General features: G+C 70.9%; 13 protein-coding genes. All 13 read left to right on the top strand.

Annotated features, from left to right (window positions below; all coding sequences use genetic code 11):
• The first annotated feature begins 10 nt into the window (after positions 1 to 10).
• Positions 11 to 1,657 (top strand): thiamine pyrophosphate-binding protein, encoded by a 1,647-nt coding sequence (locus ACGF3H_RS29640; RefSeq protein WP_362500220.1) that lies wholly within the window; start codon positions 11 to 13, stop codon positions 1,655 to 1,657.
• Positions 1,650 to 2,249, top strand: a complete 600-nt coding sequence (locus tag ACGF3H_RS29635; RefSeq protein ID WP_362500221.1) for a DJ-1/PfpI family protein — start codon at positions 1,650 to 1,652, stop codon at positions 2,247 to 2,249. Before ACGF3H_RS29640 ends, ACGF3H_RS29635 begins: the two co-directional genes overlap by 8 nt.
• Before the next feature lie 5 nt (positions 2,250 to 2,254).
• A complete protein-coding gene (locus ACGF3H_RS29630; protein ID WP_362500222.1) occupies positions 2,255 to 4,102 on the top strand; it encodes an AGE family epimerase/isomerase in 1,848 nt (615 codons plus the stop codon).
• Entirely contained in the window at positions 4,099 to 4,440 is a 342-nt protein-coding gene (locus ACGF3H_RS29625) for an STAS domain-containing protein (RefSeq protein WP_362500223.1), read from the top strand. The genes ACGF3H_RS29630 and ACGF3H_RS29625 overlap by 4 nt, the downstream gene beginning before the upstream one ends.
• Positions 4,437 to 6,572 (top strand): glycogen debranching protein GlgX, encoded by a 2,136-nt coding sequence (glgX, locus tag ACGF3H_RS29620; RefSeq protein WP_362500224.1) that lies wholly within the window; start codon positions 4,437 to 4,439, stop codon positions 6,570 to 6,572. The genes ACGF3H_RS29625 and glgX overlap by 4 nt, the downstream gene beginning before the upstream one ends.
• A gap of 18 nt (positions 6,573 to 6,590) precedes the next feature.
• A complete protein-coding gene (locus ACGF3H_RS29615; RefSeq protein WP_362500225.1) occupies positions 6,591 to 6,902 on the top strand; it encodes an anti-sigma factor antagonist in 312 nt (103 codons plus the stop codon).
• Positions 6,903 to 6,916: 14 nt separating this feature from the next.
• A complete protein-coding gene (locus tag ACGF3H_RS29610) occupies positions 6,917 to 7,405 on the top strand; it encodes an ATP-binding protein (protein ID WP_362500226.1) in 489 nt (162 codons plus the stop codon).
• Positions 7,406 to 7,416: 11 nt separating this feature from the next.
• Entirely contained in the window at positions 7,417 to 8,667 is a 1,251-nt protein-coding gene (locus tag ACGF3H_RS29605; RefSeq protein ID WP_362500227.1) for a SpoIIE family protein phosphatase, read from the top strand.
• A gap of 49 nt (positions 8,668 to 8,716) precedes the next feature.
• The gene (locus tag ACGF3H_RS29600; RefSeq protein ID WP_362500228.1) at positions 8,717 to 9,484 is read left to right on the top strand and encodes an AAA family ATPase; all 768 of its coding nucleotides are present in this window, start codon (positions 8,717 to 8,719) and stop codon (positions 9,482 to 9,484) included.
• Between the two features lie 84 nt (positions 9,485 to 9,568).
• The gene (locus ACGF3H_RS29595; protein ID WP_362500229.1) at positions 9,569 to 11,659 is read left to right on the top strand and encodes a maltotransferase domain-containing protein; all 2,091 of its coding nucleotides are present in this window, start codon (positions 9,569 to 9,571) and stop codon (positions 11,657 to 11,659) included.
• On the top strand, positions 11,656 to 13,839 hold the full coding sequence (glgB, locus tag ACGF3H_RS29590) for a 1,4-alpha-glucan branching protein GlgB (protein WP_362500230.1): 2,184 nt from the start codon (positions 11,656 to 11,658) through the stop codon (positions 13,837 to 13,839). The genes ACGF3H_RS29595 and glgB overlap by 4 nt, the downstream gene beginning before the upstream one ends.
• 31 nt (positions 13,840 to 13,870) lie before the next feature.
• Positions 13,871 to 14,356, top strand: a complete 486-nt coding sequence (locus tag ACGF3H_RS29585) for a TrkA C-terminal domain-containing protein (protein ID WP_362500231.1) — start codon at positions 13,871 to 13,873, stop codon at positions 14,354 to 14,356.
• Between the two features lie 4 nt (positions 14,357 to 14,360).
• Positions 14,361 to 15,656, top strand: a complete 1,296-nt coding sequence (locus ACGF3H_RS29580) for a cation:proton antiporter (protein ID WP_393587824.1) — start codon at positions 14,361 to 14,363, stop codon at positions 15,654 to 15,656.
• Positions 15,657 to 15,684 lie beyond the last annotated feature (28 nt).

Raw genomic sequence — 15,684 nt, 5'->3', positions numbered from 1 at the left:
GAAGGCAGACATGGCCAGGCAGGGCAATGCGGCGATCATCGAGCAGTTCATCGCCGACGGAATTCCCTTCATGTTCGGCAACCCAGGAACGGTCGAGCAGGGATTCCTGGACGCACTGGAGAACTACGACGACCTCCAGTACATCCTGACCCTGCAGGAGACCGTCGCGGCCGGCATCGCGGACGGCTACGCCCGCGCCACGGGCCGGCCCGCGCTCCTGCAGCTGCACAGCGGCGTCGGCCTGGGCAATGCCATCGGCATGCTGTACCAGGCCAAGCGCGGCCACTCGCCGATCCTCGCGATCGCGGGGGAGTCGGGCGTCCGGTACGAGTCCATGGACGCCCAGATGGCAGCCGATCTGGTCGCCATGGCCAGGCCCGTGACCAAGTACGCGACGCGTGTCACCGACCCGCGCTCGGTGCTGCGGGTGCTGCGCCGGGCGATGAAGACGGCGATGACACCCCCGATGGGCCCGGTCTTCGTGGCGCTGCCTCTCGACGTGCTCGACGCTGTCAACACCGAGCAGATCGTGCCGACCTCCGCCCCCAGCACCCGCACCGCCCCCGCCGACACGCTCGTGGCGCAGGCGGCGCGGCTGCTGACCGGTGCCGAGAAGCCGATCGTCCTCGCGGGCGACGGCGTCTCGGCCTCCGGCGCCCAGGAGGAACTGGTGCGGGTGGCCGAGCAGCTGGGCGCCGACGTCTACGGCGTCAACTACTCCGAGGTGAACCTGGACGTCACGCACCCGCTCTACCGCGGCGACCTCGGCCACATGTTCGGCGCCGTCAGCACGGCCGCCGTCAAGGACGCCGACGTCGTCCTGATCGTCGGCACCTACACCTTCCCCGAAGTGTTCCCCGACACCGGCGACCCGTTCCGCGCGGACGCCCGGATCGTCCACATCGACCTCGACGACTACGAGATAGCCAAGAACCACCCCGTCACCCTCGGCCTGGTCGCCGACCCGAAGGAGACCCTGTCCGCGCTCGGCACGCAGCTGGCCCGCCGGCTGTCCGCACCCGACCGGGCGGCGGCGTCCGAACGCCTGCGGGCCCGCCGCAGCGAACGCCCCGCCGGCGTACCGGACGACGGGTCGCTGCTCCACGCCTTCCTGCGGGAACTCGCGGGCCAGGTCCCCGACGACGTGATGATCTTCGACGAGGCACTGACCGCCTCCGGCGCGCTCGCCGCCCACCTGCCGGGCCGCCGGCCGGGCCACTGGTTCTCCACGCGCGGCGGCTCCCTCGGAGTCGGCATCCCCGGCGCGATGGGGATCAAGCTGGCCCACCCGGACAAGACCGTCATCGGCTTCACCGGCGACGGCGGCTCCATGTACACCGTCCAGGCGCTCTACACCGCCGTACGGCACGGCATCGGCGCCAAGTTCGTCGTCTGCAACAACCGCAGCTACAAGCTGCTCGACCACAACATCGAGCAGTACTGGCGCGAACGGGACGTCGCGCCGCACGCCTACCCGACGCCGTTCGACCTCTCCCACCCCGACCTGGGCTTCGCGCAGATCGCCGGGGGATTCGGGGTGGAGGCCCTGCGGGTCGACGACCACGCCCAGGTCGCCGACGCGGTCAAGCGGATGCTCGCCGACGACAAGCCGTTCCTCATCGACCTGCGCACCACCGAAGGGGGAGACCGTGGCTGACGTACCGTCCCGTGACGGGGCGCTCAGCGGGCAGAAGATCGCGATCCTGGCGGAGAGCGACTTCTACGAGCCCGAAATCGCCTACTACCAGCGCCGGTTCGCCGAGGAAGGCGCCCAGGTCGACTTCGTCACCCGCCTGTGGGGCAACACGTCGATCACCTTCACCGGCCACGAGCACCGCGCACCGCTGACGGTGACCCGCAGCCTGGAGGACCTCGACGACCGCCGGCTGCGCACCTACGCGGCGCTGATCGTGCCCTCCGGCATGGTCGCCGACCGGCTGCGCTACACCGAGGACGTCGAGCAGCTCGCGCCCGCCACGGACCTGCTGCGCCGCGCCTTCGCCCGCTCGGGCGTGCTCAAGGGGATCATCTGCCACGGCATGTGGCTGGCCTCCTCGATCCCCTACGTCGTCCGCGGGCGCAAGGTGGTCTGCCACAACAACCTGCTCGGCGACGTGCGCAACATGGGCGCCAGCTACGTCGACCAGGACGTCGTCGTCGACGGGGACCTGGTGACCGCCCGCACCGGCGACCACTGCCATCTCTTCGCCAGGACCATCATCGACGAACTCGTACTGCGAGGGGTGTGACAGCCATGTCAGAAAGCGTCAGGAACGTCGACTTCACCTTCTCGGACACCATCGCCGGACGGGTGACCGCCTTCGACAGCCAGGCCCGCGTCTTCACCCTGGTCACCGCCGACGGCCGGCTCTTCGACATCGGCCTCGACGGCGGCCCGAGCGCGGAGCTGCTGCACAACCTCGGCGAGCCGTACCAGGACGCCACCAGCCACATCGACGAGCTGCTCACCCAGGACACCTTCGTCCTCGCCTACGGCGTCTTCTACCCCCACAGCCGGACCCTGCGCTTCGAGGCCAAGCGGCTGATCTTCGTGGGCCGCGACCCCGACGACTTCCGCTTCGAGGAAGCCGGCTGGTGGGTCCGGCAGATCCGGGAGATCGCCGGCTTCTACCGCAAGGCCCAGTTCGGCGACGGCCCCGTCGACTTCGCCGACTACCGCACCGAGATCCGCCTCGGCGGCGACAAGACCGCCAGCCACGTCCAGGAGACGGACACCATCTCGCGGCTCGTCTACGGCATGGCCTCCGCCTTCCTGCTCACCGGCGACGACGAGTACCTGGAGGTCGCCGAGCGCGGCACCGAGTACCTGCGGGAGCACATGCGGTTCGTGGACACCGACGAGAACGTCGTCTACTGGTACCACGGCCTCAAGGTCGACGGCGACGTCGAGACGAAGCTGTTCACCTCCGAGTTCTCCGACGACTACGACGCGCTGCCCGCCTACGAGCAGATCTACGCCCTCGCCGGCCCCGTGCAGACCTACCGGATCACCGGCGACCCGCGGATCAAGGCCGACGCCGACGCCACCCTCCGGCTCTTCGACCGCTTCTACCTGGACCCCGAGGAGGGCGGCTACTTCTCGCACATCGACCCGATCCTGCTCAGCCCGCACCACTCCTCCCTCGGACCCAACCAGGCACGCAAGAACTGGAACTCCGTCGGCGACCACGCACCCGCGTACCTGATCAACCTGTACCTGGCGACCGGCGAGCAGAAGTACGCCGACATGCTCGAGTACACCTTCGACACGATCGTGGAACGCTTCCCCGACCTGAAGAACAGCCCCTTCGTGCAGGAACGATTCCACAAGGACTGGTCGCCCGACACCACCCACGGGTGGCAGCAGAACCGCGCCGTCGTCGGGCACAACCTGAAGATCGCCTGGAACCTGATGCGCATGAACTCCCTGCGCCCCAAGGACGCCTACCTGCAGACGGCCGTCTCCCTCGGCGAGTCCATGCCCGAGGTCGGCGGCGACCGCCAGCGCGGCGGCTGGTACGACGTGGTGGAGCGCGTCAAGGTGGACGGCGAGGAACGGTTCCGCTTCGCCTGGCACGACCGCAAGGCATGGTGGCAGCAGGAGCAGGCGATCCTCGCCTACCTCATCCTGCACGGCGTCACCGGGCGGGTGGACTTCCGCACCGAGGCGCGCGACGCCCAGTCCTTCTACAACGCGTTCTTCCTCGACCACGACGAGGGCGCCGTCTACTTCAACACCATGGCCAGCGGCCTGCCCTACCTCCTCGGCGTGGAACGCCTCAAGGGCAGCCACTCGATGTCGATGTACCACTCGGCCGAGCTGTGCTACCTGGCCGCCGTCTACAACAACCTGCTCGCGGGCGGCAAACCGATGGACTTCTGGTTCAAGCCCGACCCCGCCCTGATCGAGGACCGCGTCCTCAGGGTCGCCCCCGACCTGCTGCCGGCCGGAGCCGTACGCATCGCGGCCGTGGAGATCGACGGCGCGGAGCACACCGATTTCAACGCGCAGGCCCTGACCGTCCGGCTGCCCGAGACCTCGGGCCGGGTCAAGGTCAAGGTCCGCCTCGAAGCCGAATCCCGCCCGGAGGTGAGGGGATGACTGTCAAGGTCAGCTCACAGGTGCTCGCCGGTGCCACCGTCGTCGCCCTGGAGGGCGAGATCAACTCGACCACCTCCGGCGGACTGCAGTCACAGCTGCTGCCGCTCATCGGCCGCGGCGCCGTGGTCCTCATCGACCTCACCGGAATCTCCTACATCTCCAGCGCCGGCCTGCGCACCCTCCTCATCGTGCACCGCCACGCCCAGCAGCTCGACGCGGAGATCACCCTCGTCGGCCTCTCCGAGGAGGTCTCGTTCGTCATGTCCGCCACGGGGTTCCTGGACTTCTTCCGGGTCGCCGAGGACCTGGACACCGAACTGGAACGTGCGGGCCGATGAGCACCCCGGACATCAGGGAGCGCGTCGACGCCTACCCGACGCACCGGATCGGCCCCTACCGGGTCAGGGCCGGCCGGCCCTTCCCCTACGGCGCCACCCCGGTGCCCGGCGGCGTCAACTTCTCGGTCTACTCCGACGGCGCGACCACGATGAGCCTCGTGCTCTTCGAACGCGGCGCCGCACAGCCCAGCGCCGAACTGACGTTCCCGCCGGAGTTCCGCACCGGCAGCGTGTACGCCATGACGGTCTTCGGACTCGACACGGAGAACCTGGAGTACGGGTTCCGCGCCGACGGCCCCTTCGACCCCGGCCGCGGCGACCGCTTCGACCGCACCAAGGTGCTCAGCGACCCCTACGCGCGGCTGATCTCGGGACGCGAGGTGTGGGGCCGCGAACCGGACTGGAACAACGTCTACCACTACCGCGCGCAGGTACTGAACGACGACTTCGACTGGGCCGGCGACCGCCCCCTGCGCATCCCCGCCGAGGACCTCGTCATCTACGAGACCCACGTCCGCGGCTTCACCCGCCACCCCTCCGCGAAGGTGTCGGCGCCCGGCACGTACGCAGGACTGCGGGAGAAGATCCCCTACCTGCGGCAGCTCGGCGTCAACTGCCTGGAACTGCTGCCCGTGTTCGAGTTCGACGAGCTGGACAACCCGCGCACCGATCCGGTGACCGGCGAGCGGCTGTACAACTACTGGGGCTACAACACCGTCTCCTTCTTCGCCCCCAAGGCGGGCTACGCCGCCACCGGCCCCTTCGGCATGCAGGCCGACGAATTCAAGTCGCTGGTCAAGGAGTTGCACAAGGCCGGCATCGAGGTCGTGCTCGACGTCGTCTTCAACCACACGGCCGAGGGCAACGAGCAGGGCCCGACCATCTCCTTCCGCGGCCTCGACAACGCCACGTACTACATGCTGACGCCGCGCGGCGAGTACTACAACTTCAGCGGCACCGGCAACACCGTCAACTGCAACCACCCCGTGGTGCGGGACTTCGTACTCTCCTGCCTGCGCCACTGGGTCGCCGAGTACCACATCGACGGCTTCCGCTTCGACCTCGCCGCCATCCTCGACCGGGCCCCGGACGGCACCCCGCTGCCCAACCCGCCCCTGCTCGAACAGCTCGCCCACGACCCGGTCCTGCGGCACACCAAGCTGATCGCGGAGGCCTGGGACGCGGCCGGCCTCTACCAGGTGGGCAACTTCCCCAACTACGGCCGCTGGTCGGAGTGGAACGGGAAGTACCGCGACACCGTCCGCCGCTTCGTCAAGGGCGAGCCCGGCCTGGTCGGCGAGCTGGCGACCCGGATGGCCGGCTCACCCGACCTGTACCAGGGCCGCACCTCGTCCGCGTCGGTCAACTTCATCACCGCCCACGACGGCTTCACCCTGGCCGACCTGGTCTCCTACAACGACAAGCACAACGAGGCCAACGGCGAGGACAACAACGACGGAGCCAACGACAACAACAGCTGGAACTGCGGGGAGGAGGGACCCAGCGCCTCCGCCCACGTCCGCGAGCTGAGGATGCGGCAGATGAAGAACCTGCTCACCATCCTGCTCATGAGCCAGGGCATTCCGATGATCCTGGCCGGCGACGAGGTCGGCCGCACCCAGCTCGGCAACAACAACACCTACTGCCAGGACAACGAACTGTCCTGGTTCGACTGGGGGCTCGTCGAGGCCAACGCCGAACTCCTGGACTTCACCCGGAAACTGATCGCCTTCCGCCACGCCCACCCCGTCCTGCGCACCAGCGACCACCCCACCGGCACCGACCGGGTCGGCAGCGGCTACCCCGACGTCAGCTGGCACGGCGTCAACGCCTGGGCCCCCGACTGGGCCGACCACGGCCGGGTGCTCGCCCTGATGCGGTGCGGCCGGCACGCCAAGGGCGGCAGCGTGAGCGACGACCACGTGTACGTCGCCGTCAACGCGCACTGGGAGGGCCACGACCTGGAGCTGCCCGCCCTGCCCGACGGACAGCGCTGGCACCTCTTCGCCGACACCGGCACCGCCGCCCACCCGGTCGGCGGCGAGCCGGAACTCGAGCACCCCGGGCGCTTCCACCTGGCAGCCCACAGCGCCGTCGTCCTCGTGGGACGCGCGGCCCGGACGACCGCCTGACCCAGAAGGAGAACCATCATGGCTTTCGACGTGCGCCTGAGGATCGACGACAAGGTCGCCACCATCGAACTCTCGGGAGAGCTGGACGCCTCCACGGCGGGCGAGTTCCACGACACCGTCGGCCGGGCGGCCGGCGCCGGTGCCCTCGAACTGGTCATCCGTGCCGAACAGCTCGGCTACCTCTCCAGCGCCGGCCTGCGCTCCCTGGTCTTCGCCCGCCAGAAGATGGGCGACGAGGTGCGCATCGCCGTCGTCGGCGCCTCCGAACCGGTGGCCCGGACCATCCGGCTCGCCGGCTTCGACCACAGCATCGATCTCGTGGACGCCTGAAGGGACGCACCGAGATGACGTTCGACTTCGAGGCCGCAGGGGCCAAGACGGCGGCGGGCGTCGCACCGGCACCCGGATGCGGCAGGGCGAACGCGCTCCGTGTTCCCGCCACGATCGATTCGCTCGAGCCGGTGTCCGACTTCGTCCTGGTCCTCGGCCGCCGCGCCCGCCTCACGGAGAGCGCGCTCTACCGCTTCCGCCTGGCCGCCGACGAACTGGCCACCAACATCGTCCTGCACGGATACCGCGGCGACAGGGGCGAGATCACCGTCGACGGCGGCATCGACCCGGGCACGGTGTGGGTCCGCTTCCAGGACGACGCCCCGGCGTTCGACCCGAGGCAGGGCATGCGGGCGCCCGCGCTCGACGTGCCGCTCGCGGAGCGGGAGATCGGCGGCCTGGGAGTCTTCCTGGCGTTCACAGCCGTGGACACCTTCGAGTACGAGCTCGTCGCGGGGCGCAACGTGAGCACCCTCGTGATGCGCCGGCCGGCAGTGGAGTAGACGAGGCGGAGATGGCGCAGACGAGAGTCCTCATACTGGATGAACGACGGGACGTCCCCGAAGGGCTGGCCAGGGCACTGGCCGCCGTGGGCGCCGAGGCGCACACCTGCACACCGGGCGACGTACTGGCCGCCTCCCGCGGCCGGATGCCGGCGGTGACCGCACTGCTCGCCGACGCCACACTGTCGCCCCACACCGTGCGGTCGGTGGCCCGGCGGCTGGCGGACGAGGGACAGCAGCCCACCGTCGTGGCCTACGCGGAGCACGACCTGCACCTCCTCGACGGCCACGTGCGCGCGGGCTCGGACTACCTGCTGCCGCCCTTCCATCCCGTCCTGGTGGAGGCGCGGCTGCGGGACTGCCACCAGCACGCCGAACTCAACCAGAACATCGAGGAGGTCGCCGCCCACGCCGAACTGCTCAGCTACGAGAGGGAACTGGAGATAGGCCGCGAGATCCAGCTGGGATTCCTGCCGGACTCGCTGCCCAGCCCCGACGGCTGGGACATCCGGGTACGCTTCCGGCCCGCCCGGACCGTGGCCGGCGACTTCTACGACGTCTTCGAACTGGTCAACCGGCGCCGCCTCGCCCTCGTCGTCGCCGACGTGTGCGACAAGGGCGTCGGCGCGGCCCTGTTCATGGCACTCATCCGCTCCCTGCTGCGGCACACCGCGGAACAGAGCGGCCTGCAGAACCTCATCGCCGCGGACCTGATGGGGGAGGAGCCCGGCGGCGCCGAACACACCCGGGCCATCCCCGTCGTGGGCGCCACCCCGCTGCTGAACGCGGTCATCGGCACCAACAGCTACCTGACCCGCAACCACATGAAACAGGGCTACTTCGCCACCATGTTCTTCGGCGTCCTGGACCCCGTCACCGGCAACCTCGTCTACATCAACGGCGGACACAACCCCCCCGTCCTCGTCAGCGGAAGCGGCGCCGAACCGGTGCTCCTCCAGCCGACCGGGCCGGTCGTGGGCGTCATGCCGGACTGCACCTTCTCGCTCGGGTACACGCAGATCACCCCCGGGGACACCCTGTTCATCTACACCGACGGGGTCACCGAGGCCCGCTCCCGAACCGGGCACTTCTTCGGCGAGGACCAGCTCGTCGAGCAGCTGACCGAGGCCACCGTGCGCGGCGAGGAACTCCTCGACCACATGGACGGCGCCCTCAGCGACTTCGTCGGCCAGGCCGAACAGTCCGACGACATCACGATGCTGGCCGTGCACTGGCAGGCGCCGGCCGGGGCCGCCGACTGACCGCCCACCGGCCGGACCGCCGACCCCCCCAAACCGTCAGGTGGAGAACATGTCGCAGATCATCACGGTGCACTCCTACCGGGGAGGCACCGGCAAATCCAGCACGGCCGCCAACCTCGGCCTGCTGCTGGCCTCCTCGGGCCTGCGGGTCGCTCTGGTGGACACCGACATCCAGACCCCCGCACTGGACGTGATGTTCGACGACGTGACGGTCCCCGCCCGCCGGTCGCTCACCGACTACCTCATCGGCCGCTGCGAGATCGAGGAGGCCGCCTACGCCGTCGACCACACCGTCGGCCACGACGGATTCTTCCTCGTCCCGGCCAGGAGCCAGACCACCGGCGTCAACGAGATCATGGGCCGCGGCTACGACGTGGGCCTGCTGCGCGAAGGCTTCGACCGGCTCATCGACACCCTGGCGCTCGACGCACTGCTGCTCGACACCCACGCCGGCTTCAACAACGAGACCGTCACCGCGATGGCCAGTTCGGACGCGCTCGTCGTCGTCACCCGCGCCGACCGCCTCGACCTCGCCGGCGCCAGGGAGACCACGGCCCTGGCCGGCCGGCTCGGCTTCGGCGCCATGAGCGTCGCCGTGAACATGGCCCCCGACGGCGCCCTGGGCGACCGGCTGCTCGGCGAGGTGGAGAGCGCCTACCGCACACCCGTCACCACCGTCCTGCCGTACGCGCCCGAAATGGCACAGCTCGCCGGGGAACGCGTGTTCTGCACGGCGTACCCGCACCACCCCCTGGTGTCGGGATACCGCCGGATCATCTCCGAGGTCAGCAACGGCACCACCGCCATCCGGCGCTGACCGCTTCGGCCGGCCCCGACCGCCCGCACCACCGAGCACCCCCTGTCCGAAGACCGCACCCCGGTGCGAGGAGGCACGAGCACTATGGAGGGCAAGCCCATGCAGCGCGACGCGACGCGCCCGGCCGCCACAGCCGTGGAGCCGCCCGGCGGGCCGACGGACCGGCCGGGAACCGGACCCGGGATCGGCCGCATCCCCATCGTGGACGTGACCCCCCGGATCGACGGCGGCCGCACCCCGGCCCGCGCCGTACCCGGCGAGGAATTCGCGGTCTCGGCCACCGTCTTCAAGGAAGGACACGACGCCGTCGGCGCCCGCGTCGTGCTCACCGACCCCGACGGCCGGGCGGCCGCCCGCACCCCCATGCGCCTCGTCGCCCCCGGCACCGACCGCTACACCGCGTGGGTCACCGCCGCACGCGAAGGCGACTGGACCTACCGGGTGGAGGCGTGGACCGACCCCTGGGCGACCTGGCGCCACACCGCCGAGATCAAGATACCGGCCGGCATCGACACCGAACTCGTCCTGGAAGAAGGCGCGTCGATCCTGGCACAGGCCGCCGCCACGCTCCCCTCCCAGGAGGCGGAACCGCTGACCGACGCGGCCGCGCTGCTGCGCGACGGGCGGCTCGACCCGCAGGACAGACTCGCCGCCGCCACCACCGCCCCCGTGACCGCCCTGCTCACCGCCCACCCGCCGCGCAGGCTGCTCACCCGCTCGCCGGAACTGCCGCTGCGGGTGGACCGCGAACGCGCCCTGTACGGCGCCTGGTACGAGTTCTTCCCCCGTTCCGAGGGAGCCGTCGTCCCCGCGGCCACGGACACCGCGGCCGGCCCGCCGCGGCCGGGCACGCTGCGCACCGCCGCCGAACGCCTCGAAGCCGTCGCCGACATGGGCTTCGACGTGGTCTACCTGCCACCGATCCACCCGATCGGCACCACCCACCGCAAAGGCGCCGGCAACTCGCTCGAGGCGGGCCCGCACGACCCCGGCTCGCCCTGGGCGATCGGCTCGGCCCAGGGCGGACACGACACGGTCCACCCCGACCTGGGCACCCTCGAGGACTTCGACCGCTTCGTGGCCCGCGCCCGCGAACTGGACCTCGAAATAGCCCTCGACTTCGCCCTCCAGTGCTCACCCGACCACCCCTGGGTCACCGAACACCCCGAATGGTTCCGGCACCGCCCCGACGGCTCGATCGCCTTCGCCGAGAACCCCCCGAAGAAGTACCAGGACATCTACCCGATCGACTTCGACACCGACCCCGACGGACTGCACACCGAATGCCTGCGCGTGCTGCGCCACTGGATGGACCACGGAGTGCGCATCTTCCGCGTCGACAACCCGCACACCAAGCCCGTCGCCTTCTGGGAGCGGCTGATCCACGCGGTCCACACGAGCGACCCCGACGTGCTCTTCCTCGCCGAGGCATTCACCCGCCCGGCCATGCTCCACGCCCTGGCACGCGTGGGCTTCCACCAGTCCTACACGTACTTCACCTGGCGCAACTCCAAGGAGGAAGTCGAGAGTTACCTCTCCGAACTGGCCGGCCTCGGCGGCGAGGAAAGCGCCGCCTACCTGCGGCCCAACCTCTTCGTGAACACCCCCGACATCCTCAACGCCTACCTCCAGTACGGCGGCAGGGCCGCCTTCGCCGTGCGCGCGGTGCTCGCCGCGACGGCAGGACCGACCTGGGGCGTGTACGCCGGGTACGAACTGTACGAGAACGTGCCCATGGGCCCCGGCAGCGAGGAGTACCTGGACTCCGAGAAGTACCAACTGCGCCCCCGCGACCGGGCCGGCGCACAGAGCACGGGCGACTCCCTGGCCCCGCTGATCCGCGCGCTCAACGACATCCGCCGGGCCCACCCGGCCCTGCACCAGCTGCGCAACCTCCGCTTCCACCGCACCGACAACGACGCGGTGACCTGCTTCTCCAAGCGGACCGCCGGGGGCGACTGGGTCCTCGTCGTCCTCAATCTCGACCCCCACGAGACCCGCGAGGCGACGGTCACCCTCGACCTGCCCGCCCTCGGCCTCGAACGCTCGGAGACCTTCACGGTGCGCGACGCCCTGTCGGGCGAGGACTACCGCTGGGGACGCGACAACTACGTACGCCTCGACCCCCGGCACCGAGTGGCCCACATACTCACGGACGGGACTTCACAGTCGTGACCACCGCACAGCGCCCCACGGCCCTGGCCGCCACCCACCTCAAGCGGCTCACCACGGGAGAGCTCAGCGACCCTCACGCGCTGCTCGGACCGCACCCGTCCGCCGACGGCGTCGACGTGCGCGTGCTGCGGCCGCTGGCCGACCAGGTGTGGCTGACCACGCCGTCGGGCGAGCCGCTGGCGCAGCTCGCGCACCAGGGCGAGGGCGTCTTCGCGGGCCGGCTGCCGGGCCCGGCCGTGCCCGACTACCGGGTACGCGTCCACTACGGCACCGGCGTGCACGCCTACGACGACCCCTACCGCTTCGGGCCCACCCTCGGCGAACTCGACCTGCACCTGATCCGCGAGGGCCGCCACGAGCAGCTGTGGCGGGTGCTCGGCGCCCGCGTGCGCGCACACGACTGCGGCTGGGGCGCGACCGCCGGCACCGCGTTCGCCGTGTGGGCCCCGGGCGCCCGCGCCGTGCGCCTGATCGGCGACCTCAACCACTGGGACGGCAGGACCCACCCGATGCGCTCGCTCGGCGCGGCCGGAGTGTGGGAGTTGTTCGTCCCCGGCCTCGAAGAGGGCTGCCGGTACAAGTACGAGATCCTCACCCCCGACGGCCGCTGGATCCAGAAGGCCGACCCCCTCGCCACATCGGCCGAGGCGGCCCCGGGCACCGCCTCCGTCGTCCACCGCTCCCGCCACACCTGGAGCGACGACGCCTGGATGGCCCGGCGCGGCGAACGCCCCGTGGACCGGTCCGCCATGAGCGTCTACGAAGTACACCTCGGATCGTGGCGGCCGGGCCTCGGCTACCGCGCCCTCGCCACCGAACTGCCCGCCTACGTCAAGGCGCTGGGCTTCACCCACGTCCAGTTCATGCCGGTGGCCGAGCACCCCTTCGGCGGCTCCTGGGGCTACCAGGTGTCCTCCTACTACGCCCCGGCGGCCCGCCTCGGCAGCCCCGACGACTTCCGGGCCCTGGTCGACGCCCTGCACCGGGCCGGCATCGGCGTCATCGTCGACTGGGTCCCGGCCCACTTCCCCAAGGACGAGTGGGCCCTGGCCCGCTTCGACGGGACCGCCCTGTACGAACACCCGGACCCGCGCCGCGGCGAGCACCCCGACTGGGGCACCCTGGTCTTCGACCACGGACGCGACGAGGTACGCAACTTCCTCGTCGCCAACGCCGTGTACTGGTGCGAGGAGTTCCACATCGACGGGCTGCGCGTCGACGCCGTCGCCTCCATGCTCTACCTCGACTACTCGCGCGCCGACGGCGCCTGGCTGCCGAACGTGTACGGCGGCCGCGAGAACCTGGAAGCCGTCGAGTTCCTCCAGGAGATGAACGCCACGGTGGCCCGGCGCTGCCCCGGAGCGATGACCATCGCCGAGGAGTCCACGGCCTGGGACGGCGTCACCCGGCGCACCGACGACGGCGGGCTCGGCTTCACCCAGAAATGGAACATGGGCTGGATGCACGACTCGCTGTCCTACATGGCCGAGGACCCGCTGTACCGGCAGTACCACCACCACGCCATGACCTTCCCCATGATGTACGCCTACGCGGAGAACTACACCCTGCCGATCAGCCACGACGAAGTGGTGCACGGCAAGGGCTCGCTGCTGACGAAGATGCCCGGCGACCGCTGGCAGCAGCTGGCCAACCTGCGCGCCTACCTCTCCTTCATGTGGGCCTTCCCCGGCAAGCAGCTGCTGTTCATGGGCCAGGAGTTCGCACAGGACACCGAGTGGTCCCACGACCGCGGCCCGGACTGGTCCCTCCTCGCGCACGCCCCCCACAGCGCCGTGCGCGACCTGGTGCGCGACCTCAACCGCACCTACCTCGACGACCCGGCACTGTGGAGCCTGGACAGCCGGCCGGAGGGCTTCCGCTGGATCGACGCGGACGCCGCCGAGGACAACGTCTACTCCTTCGTCCGCCACGGCGAGGGCGGCGAGTCGCTGGTGTGCGTCTTCCACTTCCAGCCCACGGTCCGCCACGACTACCGCCTGGCGCTGCCCGAGACCGGCCCCTGGACCGAGGTGCTCAACACGGACGCGGCGCGGTACGGAGGCTCCGGGGCCACCAACCCCGGGCCCGTCCACGCCGTCGCCGAACCCCGGCAGGGCCTGCCGGCCGGCGCGAGCGTGGTCCTGCCGCCGCTGGGCGGCGTGTGGTTCCGCAAGCAATGACGCAGCAGCCCGCAGCCCAAGGAGGGACACCATGCCCGCTCCCCGCCTGAGGACCACCCCGTTGCCCGGCATCGGGGTGCAGTACGAGCTCACCACCCGGCGGCACGACACCCTGTCGGTGATCGCCCACCGGGACACCAGACGCACCCTGAACGTGCACCACGACGACGACCCCGACTCCGCCGGCCTGTCCCTGGTGCTGACCGGCGCGGAGGCCCTGTCCCTCGCCGACGCCCTGCTGCCCGGCCACAACAACCCCAACCTGCTGCACACCAGCGACTTCGGCCTGCTCGCCGAGCAGGTCACCATCACCGGCACCTCCCACTGGAACGGACGCACCCTGGGAGAGACGAGGATGCGCACCGCCACCGGAGCCTCCGTCGTCGCCGTCATGCGCCGCTCCCACGCGATCCCCTCGCCAGGACCCGACTTCCGCCTGCACGGCGGCGACATCGTGATCGTCATCGGCACCCGGGAAGGCGTGGACGGCGCCCACGAGATCCTCGAACGGAGCTGATCACGTGCACTCCGCGGTCTTCCTGATCGAGTTCGGTGCGGTCGTCCTCGCGCTCGGCCTGCTCGGCCGCTTCGCCGTACGGCTCAAGTTCTCGCCGATCCCGCTCTACCTGCTGGCCGGCCTCCTGTTCGGCGCGGGCGGCGTCGTCCCGCTGGGCGGCAGCGAGGAGTTCATCGAGGTCGGCGCCGAGATCGGCGTCGTGCTGCTGCTCCTGATGCTCGGCCTGGAGTACACGGCCGGCGACCTCGTCGGCCACCTCAAGACCCACGCCCCCGCGGGAGGAGTCGACTTCCTCCTCAACGCGATCCCCGGCGCCGCCGCGGCCCTGCTGCTCGGCTGGGGGCCGGTGGCCGCCGTGGTGCTCGCGGGCGTCACCTGGGTCTCCTCCTCCGGCGTCATCGCCAAGGTGCTCGGCGACCTGGGCCGCCTCGGCAACCGGGAGACACCCGTCGTCCTCAGCGTCCTGGTCCTGGAGGACCTGGCGATGGCCCTGTACCTGCCGATCCTGACCGCTCTGCTCGCCGGTTCGAGCCTGCTGACGGGCAGCGTGACCCTGGCCGTCGCCCTCGCCGCCGTCGGTGTCGTGCTGCTCGTCGCGGTGCGCTACGGACGGGTCGTCTCCCGTTTCCTCTCCAGCGACGACCCCGAGAAGCTGCTGCTCGTGGTCCTCGGCACGACCTTGCTCGTGGCCGGCATCGCCCAGCAGCTGCAGGTATCGGCGGCCGTGGGCGCCTTCCTCGTCGGCATCGCCCTGTCCGGCGAGGTCGCCGAGCACACCCACCACGTACTGATGCCCCTGAAGGACCTGTTCGCCGCGGTGTTCTTCGTCTTCTTCGGCCTGAACACCGACCCCGCCGCCGTCCCTCCCGTGCTGCTGCCCGCCCTCGCCCTGGCCGTGGTGACCTCCGCCACCAAGGTGGCGACCGGCTACTGGGCGGCGCGACGGGCCGGCATCGGCACCCGGGGCCGGTGGCGGGCGGGCGGCGCGCTCGTCGCCCGCGGCGAGTTCTCCATCGTCATCGCGGGGCTCGCGGTCTCCTCGGGCGTCGATCCCGCCCTCGGTTCCTTCGCCACCGCCTACGTCCTGCTGCTCGTCGTCCTCGGCCCGCTGGCGGCCCGCTTCGTGGAGCCCCTGGCCCAGGAGCTCGGCCGCCGCCACGTCCGCCGTGCCGGCGGCCCGGGCACCGCGGACCCGGCGCACCGGGGCCAGCCCCGCACGCCGGTGAGCCCGCCCCGGCCGGCCGAGCGGCCCGCACCGGCCGCCGGTCCCCCCGGCCCGGCGGCCGGCCGCCACCGATGACCTCCCGGCCGGCGCACCGCCGGCCACC

The organism is Streptomyces sp. NPDC048185 (genome assembly GCF_043202495.1).
Taxonomy (GTDB): domain Bacteria; phylum Actinomycetota; class Actinomycetes; order Streptomycetales; family Streptomycetaceae; genus Streptomyces.
This window is presented reverse-complemented; position numbering and strand designations above follow the sequence as displayed.

Excerpts from the sequence above, each read along its gene's own strand:
- ACGF3H_RS29625 (WP_362500223.1), top strand. The coding sequence starts at position 4,099 with ATGACTGTCAAGGTCAGCTCACAGGTGCTCGCCGGTGCCACCGTCGTC.
- ACGF3H_RS29640 (WP_362500220.1), top strand. The coding sequence starts at position 11 with ATGGCCAGGCAGGGCAATGCGGCGATCATCGAGCAGTTCATCGCCGAC.
- ACGF3H_RS29610 (WP_362500226.1), top strand. The coding sequence starts at position 6,917 with ATGACGTTCGACTTCGAGGCCGCAGGGGCCAAGACGGCGGCGGGCGTC.
- ACGF3H_RS29605 (WP_362500227.1), top strand. The coding sequence starts at position 7,417 with ATGGCGCAGACGAGAGTCCTCATACTGGATGAACGACGGGACGTCCCC.
- ACGF3H_RS29600 (WP_362500228.1), top strand. The coding sequence starts at position 8,717 with ATGTCGCAGATCATCACGGTGCACTCCTACCGGGGAGGCACCGGCAAA.
- glgX (WP_362500224.1), top strand. The coding sequence starts at position 4,437 with ATGAGCACCCCGGACATCAGGGAGCGCGTCGACGCCTACCCGACGCAC.
- ACGF3H_RS29615 (WP_362500225.1), top strand. The coding sequence starts at position 6,591 with ATGGCTTTCGACGTGCGCCTGAGGATCGACGACAAGGTCGCCACCATC.
- ACGF3H_RS29585 (WP_362500231.1), top strand. The coding sequence starts at position 13,871 with ATGCCCGCTCCCCGCCTGAGGACCACCCCGTTGCCCGGCATCGGGGTG.
- ACGF3H_RS29595 (WP_362500229.1), top strand. The coding sequence starts at position 9,569 with ATGGAGGGCAAGCCCATGCAGCGCGACGCGACGCGCCCGGCCGCCACA.
- ACGF3H_RS29630 (WP_362500222.1), top strand. The coding sequence starts at position 2,255 with ATGTCAGAAAGCGTCAGGAACGTCGACTTCACCTTCTCGGACACCATC.